The sequence below is a fragment of the Cryobacterium zhongshanensis genome, assembly GCF_022760445.1.
In the GTDB taxonomy this organism is placed as follows: domain Bacteria; phylum Actinomycetota; class Actinomycetes; order Actinomycetales; family Microbacteriaceae; genus Cryobacterium; species Cryobacterium algoricola.
Genome location: NZ_JALGAR010000001.1, coordinates 465,693 through 481,273 on the forward strand (window position 1 = coordinate 465,693; position 15,581 = coordinate 481,273).

Annotated in this window: 16 protein-coding genes; 7 read left to right on the top strand and 9 right to left on the bottom strand. The window is 67.6% G+C overall.

Annotated features, from left to right (window positions below; translation table 11 throughout):
• Positions 1 to 36 precede the first annotated feature (36 nt).
• The 7 genes from pstA to MQH31_RS02220 all read right to left on the bottom strand — a co-directional run bounded on the left by pstA (position 37) and on the right by MQH31_RS02220 (position 8,262).
• The gene (gene pstA, locus MQH31_RS02190; protein WP_243010738.1) at positions 37 to 1,137 is read right to left on the bottom strand and encodes a phosphate ABC transporter permease PstA; all 1,101 of its coding nucleotides are present in this window, start codon (positions 1,135 to 1,137) and stop codon (positions 37 to 39) included.
• Positions 1,137 to 2,081: a phosphate ABC transporter permease subunit PstC gene (gene pstC / locus MQH31_RS02195; RefSeq protein ID WP_243010739.1), complete on the bottom strand. Its 945-nt coding sequence runs from the start codon at positions 2,079 to 2,081 to the stop codon at positions 1,137 to 1,139. Before pstC ends, pstA begins: the two co-directional genes overlap by 1 nt.
• 153 nt (positions 2,082 to 2,234) lie before the next feature.
• Complete coding sequence (gene pstS, locus MQH31_RS02200; RefSeq protein ID WP_134533967.1) at positions 2,235 to 3,332, bottom strand: phosphate ABC transporter substrate-binding protein PstS; 1,098 nt, start codon at positions 3,330 to 3,332, stop codon at positions 2,235 to 2,237.
• Between the two features lie 158 nt (positions 3,333 to 3,490).
• Positions 3,491 to 4,441 carry an NUDIX hydrolase gene (locus MQH31_RS02205; protein WP_243010740.1) on the bottom strand — a complete coding sequence of 317 codons (951 nt, stop codon included), beginning with the start codon at positions 4,439 to 4,441 and terminating at the stop codon, positions 3,491 to 3,493.
• A complete protein-coding gene (locus MQH31_RS02210) occupies positions 4,438 to 6,612 on the bottom strand; it encodes an RNA degradosome polyphosphate kinase (protein ID WP_243010741.1) in 2,175 nt (724 codons plus the stop codon). The genes MQH31_RS02205 and MQH31_RS02210 overlap by 4 nt, the downstream gene beginning before the upstream one ends.
• A gap of 56 nt (positions 6,613 to 6,668) precedes the next feature.
• On the bottom strand, positions 6,669 to 7,595 hold the full coding sequence (gene mshD / locus MQH31_RS02215; protein ID WP_243010742.1) for a mycothiol synthase: 927 nt from the start codon (positions 7,593 to 7,595) through the stop codon (positions 6,669 to 6,671).
• A complete protein-coding gene (locus MQH31_RS02220; protein WP_243010743.1) occupies positions 7,570 to 8,262 on the bottom strand; it encodes a winged helix-turn-helix transcriptional regulator in 693 nt (230 codons plus the stop codon). The genes mshD and MQH31_RS02220 overlap by 26 nt, the downstream gene beginning before the upstream one ends.
• 73 nt (positions 8,263 to 8,335) lie before the next feature.
• On the opposite strand from MQH31_RS02220, the gene MQH31_RS02225 reads away from it, so the two are divergent.
• From MQH31_RS02225 to MQH31_RS02240, 4 genes are all read left to right on the top strand, one after another.
• Entirely contained in the window at positions 8,336 to 8,599 is a 264-nt protein-coding gene (locus MQH31_RS02225) for a hypothetical protein (protein WP_243010744.1), read from the top strand.
• 191 nt (positions 8,600 to 8,790) lie between these two features.
• On the top strand, positions 8,791 to 9,489 hold the full coding sequence (locus MQH31_RS02230) for a heme-binding beta-barrel domain-containing protein (RefSeq protein ID WP_243010745.1): 699 nt from the start codon (positions 8,791 to 8,793) through the stop codon (positions 9,487 to 9,489).
• Between the two features lie 67 nt (positions 9,490 to 9,556).
• Positions 9,557 to 10,738, top strand: coding sequence for a CAF17-like 4Fe-4S cluster assembly/insertion protein YgfZ (ygfZ, locus tag MQH31_RS02235; protein ID WP_243010746.1), 1,182 nt, complete (start codon positions 9,557 to 9,559; stop codon positions 10,736 to 10,738).
• A 45-nt stretch (positions 10,739 to 10,783) separates the two neighbouring features.
• The gene (locus tag MQH31_RS02240) at positions 10,784 to 11,530 is read left to right on the top strand and encodes a phosphoglyceromutase (protein WP_134533955.1); all 747 of its coding nucleotides are present in this window, start codon (positions 10,784 to 10,786) and stop codon (positions 11,528 to 11,530) included.
• Between the two features lie 92 nt (positions 11,531 to 11,622).
• Here the strand turns inward: MQH31_RS02240 and phoU are convergent, their stop codons facing one another.
• Positions 11,623 to 12,285 carry a phosphate signaling complex protein PhoU gene (gene phoU, locus MQH31_RS02245; RefSeq protein ID WP_134533953.1) on the bottom strand — a complete coding sequence of 221 codons (663 nt, stop codon included), beginning with the start codon at positions 12,283 to 12,285 and terminating at the stop codon, positions 11,623 to 11,625.
• Between the two features lie 180 nt (positions 12,286 to 12,465).
• On the opposite strand from phoU, the gene MQH31_RS02250 reads away from it, so the two are divergent.
• Positions 12,466 to 13,620, top strand: a complete 1,155-nt coding sequence (locus MQH31_RS02250; RefSeq protein WP_243010747.1) for a sensor histidine kinase — start codon at positions 12,466 to 12,468, stop codon at positions 13,618 to 13,620.
• On the top strand, positions 13,617 to 14,297 hold the full coding sequence (locus tag MQH31_RS02255; RefSeq protein WP_134533949.1) for a response regulator: 681 nt from the start codon (positions 13,617 to 13,619) through the stop codon (positions 14,295 to 14,297). The genes MQH31_RS02250 and MQH31_RS02255 overlap by 4 nt, the downstream gene beginning before the upstream one ends.
• 82 nt (positions 14,298 to 14,379) lie before the next feature.
• On the opposite strand, the gene MQH31_RS02260 is transcribed toward MQH31_RS02255, so the two are convergent.
• Positions 14,380 to 14,859, bottom strand: a complete 480-nt coding sequence (locus MQH31_RS02260; protein ID WP_243010748.1) for a hypothetical protein — start codon at positions 14,857 to 14,859, stop codon at positions 14,380 to 14,382.
• A gap of 178 nt (positions 14,860 to 15,037) precedes the next feature.
• On the opposite strand from MQH31_RS02260, the gene MQH31_RS02265 reads away from it, so the two are divergent.
• The gene (locus MQH31_RS02265) at positions 15,038 to 15,520 is read left to right on the top strand and encodes a CarD family transcriptional regulator (RefSeq protein WP_035879449.1); all 483 of its coding nucleotides are present in this window, start codon (positions 15,038 to 15,040) and stop codon (positions 15,518 to 15,520) included.
• Positions 15,521 to 15,581 lie beyond the last annotated feature (61 nt).

Below are 15,581 nucleotides of genomic sequence, written 5' to 3' on the forward strand. Positions count from 1 at the left end.
TGATCCTTCGAGTTGCGGCCAGCGGCCGGGTGGGGCCTAGCGGCCGAGCTTTGGGGAGAAGATTCTGGCGATGAGCCGCGCGAGGCCGTTGAGGAGCATCACGATGAGAACGAGGGTGAGTGCGCCGGCCCAGGCCCGGTCGAGGTACGCCTGGGTGTCTGTGCCCTGGTTCGCGTACTGGGTGTACACGAATACCGGAAGGGTCATCATCCGCTGGCTGAACAGGTCGTAGTTCATGCTCGCCGTGAAGCCGGAGATGATCAGCAGCGGGGCCGTCTCGCCAATGACGCGGGAGATCGAGATCATGATCCCCGTCACGATACCGGCGATCGAGGTCGGCAGCACGACCTTGAGAATGGTCAGCCACTTCGGGACACCGAGGGCGTACGCGGCCTCGCGCAGTTCGTTCGGCACGAGCTTGAGCATTTCCTCGCTCGAGCGCACCACGACCGGGATCATCAGCACCGACAGTGCGACGGCACCGCCGAAGCCGAATCGGATGCCCGCATCGTGGAACAGCAGCGAGAAGAAGGCGAACGAGAACAGGCCGGCCACGATCGAGGGGATGCCGGTCATCACGTCCACGAAGAAGGTGATCGCCTGGGCGAGGCGGCCGCGTCCGTACTCGGTGAGGTAGACCGCGGCGAGCAGGCCGATCGGCACCGAGATGAGCGTGGCGACGCCGGTGATCTCGAGGGTGCCCATGATCGCGTGCAGGGCGCCACCGCCCGCACCGACGACGTTGCGCTGGGACTCAGTGAAGAACGTCGGGGTGAGGAAGGCCGGGAGCCCGTTGACGACGGTCGTGAAGACCAGGGAGATCAGCGGGAGCAGCGCGATCACGAAGGCCGCGGTGACGAGCGACGTGACGAGGCGGTCCTTGGCCCTGCGGGCGCCTTCGACGGCGTAGGAGAGCGCGTAGATGGCGATGCAGTAGAGCACGGTGCCGAAGAAGATCGTGCCGACGATGTTGAAGCCGGAGGTGGCCCCCGAGAGCTGGAGCACCAGGAAGACCGCTCCGGTGACGATCCAGCTCGCGAGCAGCACGTAGAGCGTGGAGTTCTTGGGTAGTTTGCCTGCGGCGTATGCGTTGGCCTGGGGTGCGTTCGCGGTCCGGGTGGCGGTCGTGCTGCTCATCAGTTCGCTCCCGAGAATGCCTTGCGGCGGTTGATGATGTAGCGGGCGATCATGTTGACCCCGAGGGTGATGACGAAGAGGACGAGGCCGGTCGCGAGCAGGATGTTCACACCGACGCCGTGCGCCTCCGGGAAGTTGAGTGCGATGTTCGCGGCGATCGTCGTGGGGTTCTGCGACGTCAGCAGCTGGAAGAGCACCGTCGGGCTCGGCGAGAGCACCATCGCGACCGCCATCGTCTCGCCGAGGGCGCGGCCGAGGCCGAGCATCGATGCGGAGATGATGCCGGAGCGGCCGAAGGGGAGGACCGCCATCGAGATCATCTCCCAGCGGGTGGCGCCGAGGGCGAGGGAGGCTTCCTCGTAGAGCACCGGGGTCTGCAGGAAGATCTCCCGGCAGAGCGCGGTGATGATCGGGAGCACCATGACCGCGAGCACGATGGCGACGGTCAGGATGGTGCGGCCGGTTCCGGAGACCGGTCCGGCGAAGAGCGGGAACCAGCCGAACCAGTCGACGAGGTTCGCGTAGAAGGGCTGGACGAGCGGGGCCAGCACGCCGATGCCCCAGAGGCCGAAGACCACGGACGGAACGGCGGCGAGGAGGTCGATGACGTAGCCCAGGCCCTGGGCGATCCGCCGCGGGGCGTAATGGGAGATGAAGAGGGCGATGCCGATCGCGAGCGGGATCGCGATGATCATCGCCAGGAGTGCCGACCAGAGCGTGCCGAACGCGAGGGGCCAGACGTAGGCCCAGAAGTTGGTGAATCCACCGCTGAAGTCGGCGGGTGCCGCGACGAACGCGGGCAGGCTCTGGATCAGCAGGAACCCGGCGACGGCGGCGAGCACGGCGAGGATGAGGCTGCCGGCGACGACGGTCGCCGTGGAGAAGATCACATCGCCGGGACGTTGCGGGGCTCGGATTCGATCGCGGGCAACTACGGAGGTCATGCCGGGCGTCTCCCTGAGGTTCGGGTGGTGGAGCGAAAACGGTGTGCGGTCCGGGGGCCGTACACCCCAGTCTGCCCGGTCCGGGCCGCTGATACGACGCGGACCCTGGCCGGGCAGACTTCGGCGGTGCTGGTGATGCCGGTGAAGCGGGTGTTACTTGACGGTCGCGAGAACCGCGGCGACCTTGTCGGCCAGGTCGGTCGAGAGCGGTGCGGCGCCGCCGGCGGATGCGGCGACCTTCTGGCCGTCTGCGCTGGCCATGTAGGTCACGTAGGCCTTGGCGAGCTCGCCCTGGGCGGGCTTGGCGTATTCGGTGCAGACGATCGCGTAGCTGACCAGAACGAGCGGGTAGTGCGTCGCGTCGGTCGTGGTGCGGTTGATCTTGATGGCGAGGTCGCTCGCGTCGCGGCCCGTGACGAGCGGGGACTCGGCGACGACGGCGGCCGCGGCTTCAGCGGTGTAGCCGACGAACGAGTCGCCGACCTTGATCTTCGCGACGCCGAGCTTGCCGGCCTTGGATGCGTCCGCGTAGCCGATGGTGCCGACGCCGTTGGTCACGGCGTCAACGACACCGGAGGTACCCTTGGCGCCTTCGCCGCCCTGGATCGGGAAAGCGTCGGCTGCCTTGTCGGTCCACACGGTCGGTGCGGTCTGGAAGAGGTAGTCGGTGAAGTTCTTCGTGGTGCCGGAGTCGTCCGAGCGGTGCACGGCGGTGATCGCCGTGGCCGGGAGGGTGACGCCGGAGTTGAGCGCGGCGATGGCCGGGTCGTTCCAGGTCTTGATCTCGCCGCGGAAGATGTGTGCGAGGGTCGCGGAGTCGAGCTTCAGGTCCGTGACTCCGGCGACGTTGAAGATGACCGCGATCGGGGAGATGTAGACGGGCAGGTCCACGGCCTTGGCGCCGGGGGCGCAGGCGGCGAAGGTTCCGGCGAGCTCGGTGTCGTTGAGCGCAGAGTCGCTGCCGGCGAAGTCGGAGCCGCCGGCGATGAAGGTGGAGCGGCCAGCGCCGGAACCGGTCGGGTCGTAGTTGACCGTGACGTTCGGGTTGGCGGTCTGGAACGCTTTGATCCAGGCTTCCTGGGCCGAGCCCTGGGCGGACGAGCCGGCGCCGGTGAGCGTTCCGGTGAGGGTGCTTGTGGTCGCTGCGGTGGTGCTCGAGCCGGTTCCGGCTTCGTTGGAGGCACACGAGGACAGAGCGAGAGCGGCGGCGACGGCGATGACTGCGGGTCGGCCAAAACGCTTGAGATTCACGAATTTTCCCTTTCGAGGGTTGACAGCAGTGAAACTGACTGCAGGGTGGAGCCGGTGCTGGCCCCGGTCAGACGATAATCCGACGGCTTAACGACACCCCCTCCGGAAGATGAACGGAAGGTTAACGTGAACGGGCTGTTCAACGGGCCTGCGGGCGGTCAGACGCTGGGGCGGTAGGTCTCGATGCCGAGGATCCCGGCGCTGGGGTTCTCGTGGGAGAGGTGTACGACCGAGAACGAGCCGATGTCGAGGTGGGAGGCGTCCTCGACGTACGAACCGAAGGTGCTCCCGGTGGCGAGCGCGATCTCGTGCAGGATCTCGGGCAGCACCGGACCGTGGCTGCAGATGACGGCGGTCTTGCGGGAGCGGATGCGCTTGCCGATGCCGGCGCGGACATCCGCAACGCCCTGTTCGAAGGCGTCCTGGCTGAACAGCTCCGTGCGCTTGATCGGGATGCCGGTCGCGGCCGCGAGCGGGGCGACGGTCGTGATGCACCGGGTGGCCGTGCTCGACACGATGCGGCGCGGGCGCCATGCTGTCACGGTCGGCACGAGTTCGACGGCCTGGGCGACGCCGCGTTCGGTGAGGGGCCGTGTGCTGTCCGGGCCGGCCCAGCTCGACCCGGTGACCGCCTTGCCGTGCCGGAGAGCGATGAGGGCGAAGGTCGTCGTCACTCCCCGGTCGACGAGTTCGGCGAAGGCGTCGATGATCTCGACGTCCTGGGCATAGCTGAGGTAACTGCGGGCCTTCTTGATCGTGACCCATTCGATCGCCGCGATCTCGCTGTTCGGCACGAAGGTCGAGCGCTGGATCTCCGCGGGGTGCACTTCGGCAGCCCAATACTGCACGACCTTCTCCCGGCCGTTGCCGATCGAATACCGTGATTCGCCGAGAGGCACGCCGAGGGCGACCGCGAGGCCGGTCTCTTCCTCGATCTCCCGCACCGCCGTCTGCGGCATGGTCTCGCCGGGGTCGACCTTCCCCTTGGGGATGGTCACGTCGCCGTACACCGTGCGGTGCACGAGCAGGATGTGCATCTTGCCGTCGATCAGGCGCCAGCAGACCGCACCGGCGGCGTAAATCGCTCCGTTCGGCAGGACCGCACTCATCGGCGACCCGTCGGCCGCACGCGTCGGGAGATCTGCTGCATCAATCGGTCCTGCATGTCGTCGAGCGGCTTTCCGGAATCATCGAGGTGGTGGCGGGTCCATTCGCCGGTGTTGTCGAGCCACCAGGACGCCGTGCGGTCGTCCATGGCCCGGTTGAACAGCCCATCGATCTCGATCAGGTGATCGGGGTCGACGAGGCGCACGAGTGCTTCGACGCGTCGGTCGAGGTTGCGGTGCATCATGTCGGCGCTGCCGATATACACCTGGGTGTCCCCGCCGTTGTGGAACGAGAAGATCCGGGAGTGCTCGAGGTAACGGCCGAGGATCGACCGCACCTTGATCGTCTCGCTGACCCCGGGGATGCCCGGCGTCAGGCTGCAGATGCCGCGCACCCAGACCTCGACGGGAACCCTGGCCTGGCTGGCCCGGTAGAGCGCGTCGATGATGGCCTCGTCGACCATCGAGTTGACCTTGATGCGGATGCCGGAGGGCTTGCCGTCGAGGGCGGCCTGCGTCTCCAGGTTGATCGCCTTCAACAGCCCGCGACGCAGGTGCAGGGGCGCGACGAGGAGCCGCTTGAACTTCTTCTCGATCGCGTACCCGGACAGCTCGTTGAACAGACGGGTCAGGTCCTTGCCGACCTGGGGGTCCGCCGTCAGAAGGCCGAGGTCCTCGTAGAGCCTGCTGGTCTTCGGGTTGTAGTTGCCGGTGCCGATGTGGCTGTAGTGCCGCAGCACGCCGTTCTCGTTGCGTACGACGAGGGCGAGCTTGCAGTGCGTCTTGAGGCCGACGAGGCCGTAGACGACGTGCACGCCGGCCTTCTCGAGCTTGCGCGCCCAGGAGATGTTCGCCTGCTCGTCGAAGCGGGCCTTGATCTCGACGAGGGCGAGCACCTGCTTGCCGGATTCGGCGGCCGCGATGAGCGCCTCGACGATCGGGCTGTCGCCGGAAGTGCGGTACAGGGTCTGCTTGATCGCGAGCACGTCCGGGTCCGCGGCGGCCTGTTCGAGGAACGCCTGCACGCTCGTCGCGAAAGACTCGTACGGGTGGTGCAGCAGGATGTCGCGGCGCGCGATCGAGCTGAAGATGTCGGGCTCGGCGTTCGGCTCCGGCGCGAGCAGCTGCACGGCCGTCGTCGGGACGTGCTTGACGTAGCGCAGGTCCGGGCGGTCGACGCGCAGGTCGAACAGCCCGCCGAGGTCGAGCGGTGCGGGCAGCCGGTACACCTCCTGCTCGGTGACGTCGAGCTCGCGCACGAGCAGGCCGAGGGTGACCTCGTCCATGTCCTCGGTGATCTCGAGGCGGATGGGCGGGCCGAACCGGCGGCGCAGCAGCTCCTTCTCGAGGGCCTTGATCAGGTTCTCGGTCTCGTCTTCCTCGATCTCGACGTCCTCGTTCCTAGTCACCCGGAAGACGTGGTGTTCGAGGATGTCCATGCCGGGGAACAGGTCGCCGAGGTGATTGGCGATCAGGTCCTCGAGCATGATGAAGCGCACACTCTCGAAGCCCTCACGGCGGTCGACGCGCACGAAGCGCGGCAGCATCGTCGGCACCTTGAGCCTGGCGAACTCCTGCTTGCCGGTCTTCGAGTTGCGCACCCGCACGGCGAGGTTGAGCGAGAGGCCCGAGATGTAGGGAAACGGATGCACCGGGTCGACCGCGAGGGGCATCAGCACCGGGAAGATCTGGTTGGAGAAGTAGTCGCGGAGCGATCGGTGGTCGGCCTCGTCGAGGCTGTCCCAGGTGGCGATGTGGATGCCGGCGTCCATCATGGCCGGGCTGACCAGGTCCTGGAACGCGCGGGCGTGCCGGTCCTGGAGCACGTGCGCCATCGCCGAGATGTCGGAGAGGGCATCCTGCGGGGCGGTGCCGATGTTCGTCGGTACGGCGAGTCCGGTCAGGATGCGGCGCTTGAGTCCGGCGACGCGGACCATGAAGAACTCGTCGAGGTTGCTCGAGAAGATGGCGAGGAAGTTCGCGCGCTCGAGCACCGGGAGCAGCGGGTCCTCGGCGAGTTCGAGCACCCTCTGGTTGAACGCGAGCCAGCTCAATTCCCGGTCGAGATACCGGTTGGTGGGGAGTGCCGGGTCGTCCTTGCCGGTCAGGGGATCGAAATCGTCATCGAAGTCGCTTCCGAGACCCGATTCGTCCTGAATGTTTTCGCCGTCCATGTGTCCATCCTGACACCGTGGGACCTGCCGGTGCGACGGTTCCGGGTGAACAGTGCCTATCGGGTTCGGCGGCGGTACTGCACGTCGACAGCGCGGTCCGTGAATCCGAGGGAGTGATACAGCCGCACGGCGGGCACATTGTCGCCTTCGACATAGAGCGTCGCGCTCGTCACCCCGCGCAGACGCAGTCGCTCGAGTCCGGCGGTCATCAGCCGGCGTCCGAGCCCGTGCCCGCTCCACTCGGGGCTCACCCCCACCACGTAGACCTCCCCCTCCGCTGCTCCCGGCTCGATCTTCAGCCAGTTGTAGCCGACGAGGGCGGCGCCGTGGCGGGCGACGAGGAAGTCGCCCGCGTCGAACCAGTCCTCGTCCATGCGGTCGGCGAGGTCGGCCGCAGTGATGCCGCCCTGCTCGGGGTGCGTGGCGAAGGTGCGAGCGTTCAGGGCGATCCAGGCGTCCGCATCCGTGTCGGAGTCGAAGGCCGTGATCACGATGCCGTCGGCTGCCGTCACCGCAGCCTCCGTCGTCGTCGCGACAGCGGATGCCGGGGGAGCGGCTGCGTCGAGCGTCAGTTCCAGCTGCAGGAGGCGCCGGACCGCGTCGAAGCCGAAACGCTGAGCGAGGGCGCGGGCCGCCGGATGATCGCCGTGCGCCCAGGCGGTCAGGCCGTCCGGAACATCCGCCGCGTACGCGGGGTCGCCGAAGAGCTCGGTCAGGGCCGCGGTGGCGTGGCCGTTCCTGCGGACGTCGGGGTGCACGACGAGGTCGAGTTCTCCGGCGCCGAGGACGAGCGCCCCGACGACGGGGTCCCCGATCGCCTCACCGTCCCGGAGCAACAGGGGAGTGCGGCGCCCGGCCGCGACGTCGAGGGTGGCCTGCTCGTTGAGCGGAGCGTACCCGTCGACGCGGGCGGCGGCATCCGTCACCGCGGCCCAGGAGAGCGCGAAGCTGCTGTCGTCAGGCCCGTGCGACGGACGGATCACGGACGACCTCTGGTTCCTGCACGTTGAAGCGGTATCCGACGTTGCGCACGGTGCCGATCAGCGATTCCTGGTCGCCGAGTTTGGCGCGGAGGCGTCGGACGTGCACGTCGACCGTGCGGGTGCCGCCGAAGTAGTCGTAGCCCCAGACCTCGCTGAGCAGTTGCTCGCGCGTGAAGACGCGGGAGGGATGGGCCGCGAGGAAGCGGAGCAGCTCGAATTCCTTATAGGTGAGGTCGAGCGGCCGGCCGTAGACCTTCGCGGAATAGCTGGCCTCGTCGATGACGACGCCGGCGGCGCGGATCAGCGCGGATTCCTCGGCCCGCGGCGTGCGTCCGGCGGCGAGGCGGATGCGGGCATCGACCTCCGCGGGACCGGCCGTGTCGAGGATGACGTCGTCGATGCCCCAGCCGGGGCTGACGGCGGCGAGGCCGCCCTCGGTGATCACGAGCAGCAGCGGGACCTGGCTGCCCGTCGTCTGCATGATCTGGCACAGCGACTTGGCAGCCATCAGGTTGGTGCGGGCATCGACGAGGATGACATCGGAGTCCGGGGCGGTGATGAGCTGGTCCGGCTGGGCAGGGATGACACGGATTCCGTGCGAGAGCAACGCCAGTGCCGGCAGGACCTCCCCGCCGACCGCGGAGGTCAGGATCAATAATTGCGCCACTCGGGCCCTCCAACCATTGTTGGCCAATCCTAGCGTGCAGCCAATTGCTCTCAGGGCAGGGCAGAATGGGAGAGTGAAGTGGCAGTGGAGAAGCATCGGCCTGGTCTGGGCGTTCGCTGTCGTCTGTTCGGTGCTCACCGGGGCGCTCGCGGCGCCCGGACACTCCATCGTCTGGATCGGCCTCTCCCTCGCGGGCTGCACCATCGGTACCCTCTCTATCCAGCTCGCGACCGGCCAGAAAGAGGGCTACGTGCACCGGGTGACCGTGAGCCTCGTCGGCGTGGTCGTCGTCCTCGCCGCCGCGACCGGGATCTTCGCGCTCGCCGGGCTTCTATAACGAACTGATAAAGCTGTCGCGGCGGTCGTCGCACAGGCAGTTCGACCCCCGCCGGGAGCTAAGGTGGTGTCATGTCAATCCTCGCGCTCGAAATCTTCTTCCTGGGCCTCCTCGCGCTCGCGAGCCTGTCGATCGCCTGGGTCTCCGGCGTCGTGTTGTTCAAGCTGTTCCGGGGGCAGCGGTAACCCTCGATGTTCGAGCTTCCGACCCAGCTCCCGTCCGAACTGGTTCCGCTCTCGTGGCTTCTCGGCGTCTGGGAAGGGTCCGGCGTCATCGACTACGTCCTTCCTTCCGGGCGATCGGTCACGCGTGAATTCGGCCACCGGCTGAGTTTCAGCCACGACGGCCTTCCGCACCTGAACTACAGCTCCTATACCTGGCTCGAAGCGGATGCCGCAGCGAACGCCGGCGAGGACGCCGCCGATGCTGCCGACACCGCCGATGCTGCCGACACCGCCGCTGCCGCAAACAGCACCGCGGCCGCCCTCGGCGGTAAGACCCCGCTCATGACCGAGACGGGGTACTGGCGTCTGAGCCGTCCCCAGGGCGCAGGCGACCCGGGGCCCGGTCTGCTTCCGGCAGAGGGCACGCATCCGTTCACGACGGCGTCCGCGGTCGAGACCCTCCGCAACGCCGACGGCGGCTTCGACATCGACGTGACCCTCGTGCACCCCGGCGGTGTCGCCGAGATCTACCTCGGCCAGGTCAAGGGGCCACGGATCGACCTCGCGACCGACGCGGTGATGCGCACCCAGGGCGCGAAGGCGTACTCGGCGGCGACCCGGCTCTACGGCCTCGTCGACGGCCACCTGCTCTGGGCCTGGGACATCGCCGCCCTCGGGCAGAGCCTGCGCACCCACGCCTCCGGCCGGCTCAAGCGGGTCGAATAATCCCGGCGGTTCCCGCGTTGTCCCCGATGCGCGCCTTCGCGTTAAGCAAACCCCGGAAGAAGTCCTCATGACCCCGCAGACAGCATCCGCTTCAGCCCTGCTCGACCTGCCCGGCGCCGTGCAGGCCACCGGCCTCGATGCCGGCGTCGCCGCCCACTACGGCAACCCCATGATCGAACAACGGCACCTGCTCGCCGGCGAGGCCATCGTCGACCTCTCCCACCGTGCGGTGCTCGGCGTTTCCGGCCCGGACCGGCTGACCTGGCTCAACTCGATCACGAGCCAGGAACTGCGGTTCCTCAAGCCGGGGGAATCGGCGGAGACCCTCGTGCTCGACCCCACCGGCCACATCGAGCATGCGGTGCGGCTCGTCGACGACGGCACGGAGGCGTGGCTCATCGTCGAGGCCGCCGAACTGCCCGCGCTGCAGGCGTGGCTCGACCGGATGCGTTTCATGCTGCGGGTCGAACTGCGCGACCGCACCGACGAGTACGCCGTGATCGGCACGATGGGCAGCATCGACGACCTCGCCGGCGCCGTGCCCGCGCTCGAACCCGCGGCACCGAACGGAACCCCCCTGGTCTGGCACGACCCGTGGGCTGCCGTCGTCACCGGTGGCTTCCAGTACGCGGAAGACCCGGCGCATCCCGGCGCGGACTGGCACTGGACCGAGTCGCTCGTGCCCCGGCCCGCGCTTCCCGCCGTGACGGGCGCCGTCCGCCGCGGCGCCGTGCGCGCGGCCGGCCTGCTCGCCCTCGAGGCGCTTCGGATCGCCGCCTGGCGGCCCCGCCGGGCGACGGAGGTCGACGACAGGACCCTCCCGCACGAGCTCGACTGGCTGCGCAGCGCCGTGCACCTGAACAAGGGCTGCTACCGCGGCCAGGAGACCGTCGCGAAGGTGCACAACCTCGGGCACCCACCGCGGCGGCTCGTGCTTCTCCACCTCGACGGCTCCCAGGGCGTGCTGCCCGTGCACGGCGACGAAGTCCAGGCCGTCCGCCGGCTCCCCGACGGCGACACCGAACGCCGCGGCGTCGGCACGATCACCTCGAGCGCGATCCACCACGAGCTCGGGCCGATCGCCCTCGCCGTCGTCAAACGCACCGTACCGGCCACCGTGGTGCTCCAGGTGCTCAGCGAGGAGATCGCGGTCGCCGCGACCCAGCAGGTCATCGTTCCGCAGTCGGCCGGCTCTGTCGCCGAGATCCCCCGGCTGCCGCGGCTGGGCATCCGCACCCCCGGGCACTGAACCCAGCCGATCAACACCGCCCCGGCTCTCGATAGAGTTGGAGTCATGTCATACAATCTCATCCTCCTTCGCCATGGCCAGAGCCTATGGAACCAAGAGAACCTCTTCACCGGTTGGGTCGACGTTCGCCTGAGCGAGCAGGGAGCCGCGGAGGCCAAGCGCGCCGGCGAGCTCCTCGCCGAGTCCGGCCTCCTGCCCGACGTCCTGCACACGTCACTCCTTAGCCGTGCCATCCAGACCGCGAACATCGCGCTCGACGAAGCCGACCGCCTCTGGATCCCCGTGAAGCGCTCCTGGCGCCTCAACGAGCGCCACTACGGCGCCCTGCAGGGCCTCGACAAGGCGGAGACCCTCGCCAAGTTCGGCCCGGAGCAGTTCCAACTCTGGCGCCGCTCCTTCGACGTGCCGCCGCCCGTGCTCGCCGACGATTCCCCCTGGTCCCAGGCGCACGACCCGCGGTACGCCGGCCTCGGCGACGAGCTGCCCCGCACCGAGTGCCTGAGCGACGTCGTCGACCGGATGCTGCCCTACTGGGAGTCCGACATCGCGACGGACCTCCGCGCGGGCAAGACCGTTCTCGTCACCGCCCACGGCAACTCGCTGCGCGCCCTCGTGAAGCACCTCGACAACATCAGCGACGCCGACATCGCCGAGCTCAACATCCCGACCGGAATCCCGCTCGTCTACCGCCTCGACGAGAACCTCGTCCCGATCGGCGCAGGCCAGTACCTCGACCCCGAGGCCGCAGCCGCCGGCGCCGCGGCCGTCGCGGCCCAGGGCAGCAAGAAGTAGCACTCCCCCTCAATTAGCCCACTCTCGACCGTCCCAACCGAAACGGCCCCGGAAGCATTCGCTTCCGGGGCCGTTCCGTGTGGTTCAGGCGGTTACTGGACGCCGGTCGTGCTCTGCTGCCAGGCGCCGGTGCCGAGGTACTGGATCTTCTTGGCGATCGAGACGGCGTGGTCAGCGAAGCGCTCGTGGTACCGGCTTGCGAGGGTCGAGTCGACCGTGTCGGCCGCCGCGCCGTTCCAGGTCTCGGCGAGGACGGCGTCGAAGACGCTGAGGTGCAGTGCGTCGACCTTGTCGTCCTCGTTGCGGATGACCTCGGCGAGTTTGACGTCCTGCGTGGTGAGCAGCTCGGTGAGCATCGTCGAGATGGTCACGAGCAGGGCGCCCATCTCACCGAAGGTGCCGCGCAGGCTCTTCGGAACCACCTTGTCCGGGAAACGGTAACGGGCGAGCTGGGCGATGTGCGTGGAGAGGTCGCCCATCCTCTCGAGGGACGAACTGATCCGGAGCGCGCTCACCACAATGCGCAGGTCGCGGGCGACCGGCTGCTGGCGAGCCAGGATCGTGATCGCGAGTTCGTCGAGTTCGATGGTCAGTTCGTCGATCTTGTCGTCTTCGCTGATGGCCTCTTCGGCGAGGTTGACGTCGGATTCGTTGAAGGCCCTCGTCGACTTGGCGATCGAGATGCCGACGAGACGAGAAATCTCGACGAGGCGGTCCTGAACCTCGGCGAGTTCCTGCTGGAATACTTCACGCATATGTCTGTGTTCCTTCCTGGGCGCGCGGTACGCGCAGAAACGTGGCAGCCACCTGGCCCCCAGCGAATCTTCGTCGACTGAGGTTAACGGCAGGTGCCGGAGTGTTGAATACTACCTAAAGTAGCCGCCCAGCGGCCCGGCACGGTTCGTTCCGCTTTTTTGTGTCAGTAATCTGGGGGAATGGAATCATCGTGGCTCGTGCTGGTGTCTCTGGCACTGGGCCTCATGGTCGGTGCCGGGTTCATCAGCCTGCTCCAGATCGCGGAACGCCATGGCCGTCGCGCCTCCGAGGTGGTGAACCCCGCCGTGCCCGACGGCATCGACCAGGTCCTCGACGCGCTCGACACCGCAGCCGTTGTGCTCGACCCGTCCAACAACGTGATGAAGACGTCCCCGGCTGCCGTGTCGATGGGCATGGTCTGGAACCGACAGATCGTGCATCCGGAACTCCTCGATCTCGCCGCGAAGGTGCGGCGTTCCGGCGAACCGATCGCCGAAGACCTGATCCTCTCCCGCGGCCCGTTCGGCGATGCGAGCATGCGGGTGCGCGTGCGCCTCGCGACGCTCGGCACCCGGTACGTGCTGCTGCTCGCCGAAGACCGCACGGAGGCCTTCCGTCTCGACGAGGTGCGCCGGGACTTCGTGGCCAACATCAGCCACGAGCTCAAGACCCCGATCGCCGCCGTCGGCCTGCTCGCGGAGGCACTCAACCAGGCGGCGGACGAACCCGCGCAGGTGCGCAGGTTCGCCAGTCGGCTTACGACGGAGTCCGGGCGTCTGACCCGGTTGACGCAGGAGATCATCGAGCTCTCCCGCCTCCAGGCGCAGGATGCGCTCTCCGAGCCGGAGGACCTCGATATCGACGACATCGTCGCTTCGGCCGTCGACCAGAGCAGGGTCGTCGCGGATGCCGCACGCATCACCCTCGCCGTCGGCCAGCCCTCTGGCGCCCTCGTCACGGGCGACGAACGCCTCCTGGTGATGGCCGTGCACAACCTCGTTGCAAACGCGGTGCACTACTCCGCTGAGGGCTCCCGGGTGGGTGTGGGGGTGCGGCACCACGACGGCGTCGTCGAGGTCACGGTGACCGACCAGGGCGTCGGCATCCAGGAGGCCGACCTCGACCGCATCTTCGAACGATTCTTCCGGGTCGACCAGGCCCGGTCCCGTCACACCGGTGGAACGGGCCTCGGTCTCTCCATCGTGAAACACATCGTGCAGATCCACGGTGGCGACATCCGCGTCTGGTCCCAGCCAGGGAGCGGTTCGACGTTCACCATCCGGCTGCCTGAGGCGAGTCACACCGCCCTGGCCAAAACAGGAGAGACCCCGTGACCCACATTCTTTTGGTTGAGGACGAACAAGCGTTGAGCGAACCGTTGAGCTTCCTGCTCGAACGCGAAGGCTACGAGGTCACCGTCGCCGAGGACGGGCCGAGCGCCATCAGCGAGTTCGACCGGCTGGGCCCTGACCTGATCCTGTTGGACCTGATGCTGCCCGGCATCCCCGGAACAGAGGTGTGCCGCGAGATCCGCACCCGTTCCCAGGTTCCGATCATCATGCTCACCGCGAAGGACTCCGAGGTCGACATCGTCGTCGGGCTCGAGCTCGGAGCGGACGACTACGTCACGAAGCCGTACTCGACCAGGGAGCTGCTCGCGCGCATCCGTGCCGTGTCACGTCGGCGTATCGACCAGACCGAGGACGACGAGAACATGCTCACGGCGGGGACTGTGCGGATGGACATCGAACGCCACACCGTCGCGGTCAGCGGCACCGTGGTGAACATGCCGCTCAAGGAGTTCGAACTCCTCGAGTTCCTGCTGCGGAACGCCGGCCGGGTACTGACCCGCGGCCAGCTGATCGACCGGGTCTGGGGCACCGACTACTTCGGCGACACGAAGACGCTCGACGTGCACATCAAGCGGATCCGTTCGCGCATCGAGGCGACGCCGTCCGAGCCGACCATGCTCGTTACCGTGCGCGGCCTCGGCTACCGCTTCGAAGCCTGACCCGCACGGACGGACCCGGTCGGACGGACCCGGTCGGTACGGACCCGGCGGTGGCGCCCCGACCGGCTCGTGCCGGCGGGCGCTACGGGGCCGTGGTCGGCAGCAGGGTCGAGTACTGGGGGAGGGTGCCGTCGAGTACCGGCGCGAGCAGCTGCAGGCCGGTCTCGGTGCCGTACTGGAAGTAGACGGGGAACAGCGAGCCGAGCGGGGCGTCGATGTTCTCGAGGGTGATCACAGGACCGCCGGTCGTACCGATCGCGGTGCTCGACTGCGGCTTCAGGGTCACCTGCTGGGTGACCTTGCCGGTCACGGCCGTGTACTGCACGGACAGGCTGTGCGCGGAGTCGCTCGCATTGACGACGGTGACGAGGAGGCTGCCGGTCTTTCCGTCCGTCGAGAGCACGATCGCGTTGCGGACCTGCAGGTCGCCGACGTTGCCGCTGACCCCGTCGCTCGCGTCGTAGTGCTTGGTCGTCGACTGCGGGGCCAACAGGTTGCATCCGCTGGTACCCAGCAGGATCCCGGCCGTCAACAACACGGACAGCAAGACTCGAGCCCTCACAAGACCTCCAACGGTTCGACGGTGCGCCTGAAGGCGCGAACGCCGCAGATTTCGCTTCGAGCCTAGCGTATCGGGGAGTCGGGCCAGACGGCAGTTCGAGCCCAGGCGCCGGTCAGGGTCGCAAACCCTATCACCCCTCGCTGTGGTATCCTAGACGTTGCTGAAGGGATATCCATACATGCTTTTTGAAGTAGGCGAAACCGTCGTTTATCCCCACCACGGTGCCGCGACAATCACGGAAGTGAAAACGCGGATCATCAAAGGTGAGGAAAAACTGTACCTGAAGCTCAACGTGACTCAGGGCGACCTCACCATCGAAGTTCCCGCCGAGAACGTCGACCTCGTCGGCGTGCGCGACGTGATCGGCCGTGAGGGCCTCGACAAGGTGTTCGAGGTGCTGCGCGCCCCGTTCACCGAAGAGCCCACCAACTGGTCCCGCCGGTACAAGGCCAACCTCGAGAAGCTCGCGTCCGGTGACGTCATCAAGGTCTCAGAGGTCGTCCGCGACCTGTGGCGCCGTGACCAGGACCGCGGCCTGTCCGCCGGCGAGAAGCGGATGCTCGCCAAGGCCCGCCAGATCCTGATCAGCGAGCTGGCCCTCGCCGAAAAGACCGACGAAGAGAAGGCCTCCACGGTCCTCGACGAGGTCCTGGCCTCCTAGCCCACCCCACTGTCATTCACACGCTGAAAGGCGGCGCCGCGAGGTGCCGCCTTTCGCACGT

Excerpts from the sequence above, each read along its gene's own strand:
- pstA (WP_243010738.1), bottom strand. The coding sequence starts at position 1,137 with ATGAGCAGCACGACCGCCACCCGGACCGCGAACGCACCCCAGGCCAAC.
- pstC (WP_243010739.1), bottom strand. The coding sequence starts at position 2,081 with ATGACCTCCGTAGTTGCCCGCGATCGAATCCGAGCCCCGCAACGTCCC.
- MQH31_RS02205 (WP_243010740.1), bottom strand. The coding sequence starts at position 4,441 with ATGAGTGCGGTCCTGCCGAACGGAGCGATTTACGCCGCCGGTGCGGTC.
- MQH31_RS02210 (WP_243010741.1), bottom strand. The coding sequence starts at position 6,612 with ATGGACGGCGAAAACATTCAGGACGAATCGGGTCTCGGAAGCGACTTC.
- MQH31_RS02230 (WP_243010745.1), top strand. The coding sequence starts at position 8,791 with ATGTTCGAGCTTCCGACCCAGCTCCCGTCCGAACTGGTTCCGCTCTCG.
- ygfZ (WP_243010746.1), top strand. The coding sequence starts at position 9,557 with ATGACCCCGCAGACAGCATCCGCTTCAGCCCTGCTCGACCTGCCCGGC.
- MQH31_RS02240 (WP_134533955.1), top strand. The coding sequence starts at position 10,784 with ATGTCATACAATCTCATCCTCCTTCGCCATGGCCAGAGCCTATGGAAC.
- phoU (WP_134533953.1), bottom strand. The coding sequence starts at position 12,285 with ATGCGTGAAGTATTCCAGCAGGAACTCGCCGAGGTTCAGGACCGCCTC.
- MQH31_RS02250 (WP_243010747.1), top strand. The coding sequence starts at position 12,466 with ATGGAATCATCGTGGCTCGTGCTGGTGTCTCTGGCACTGGGCCTCATG.
- MQH31_RS02265 (WP_035879449.1), top strand. The coding sequence starts at position 15,038 with ATGCTTTTTGAAGTAGGCGAAACCGTCGTTTATCCCCACCACGGTGCC.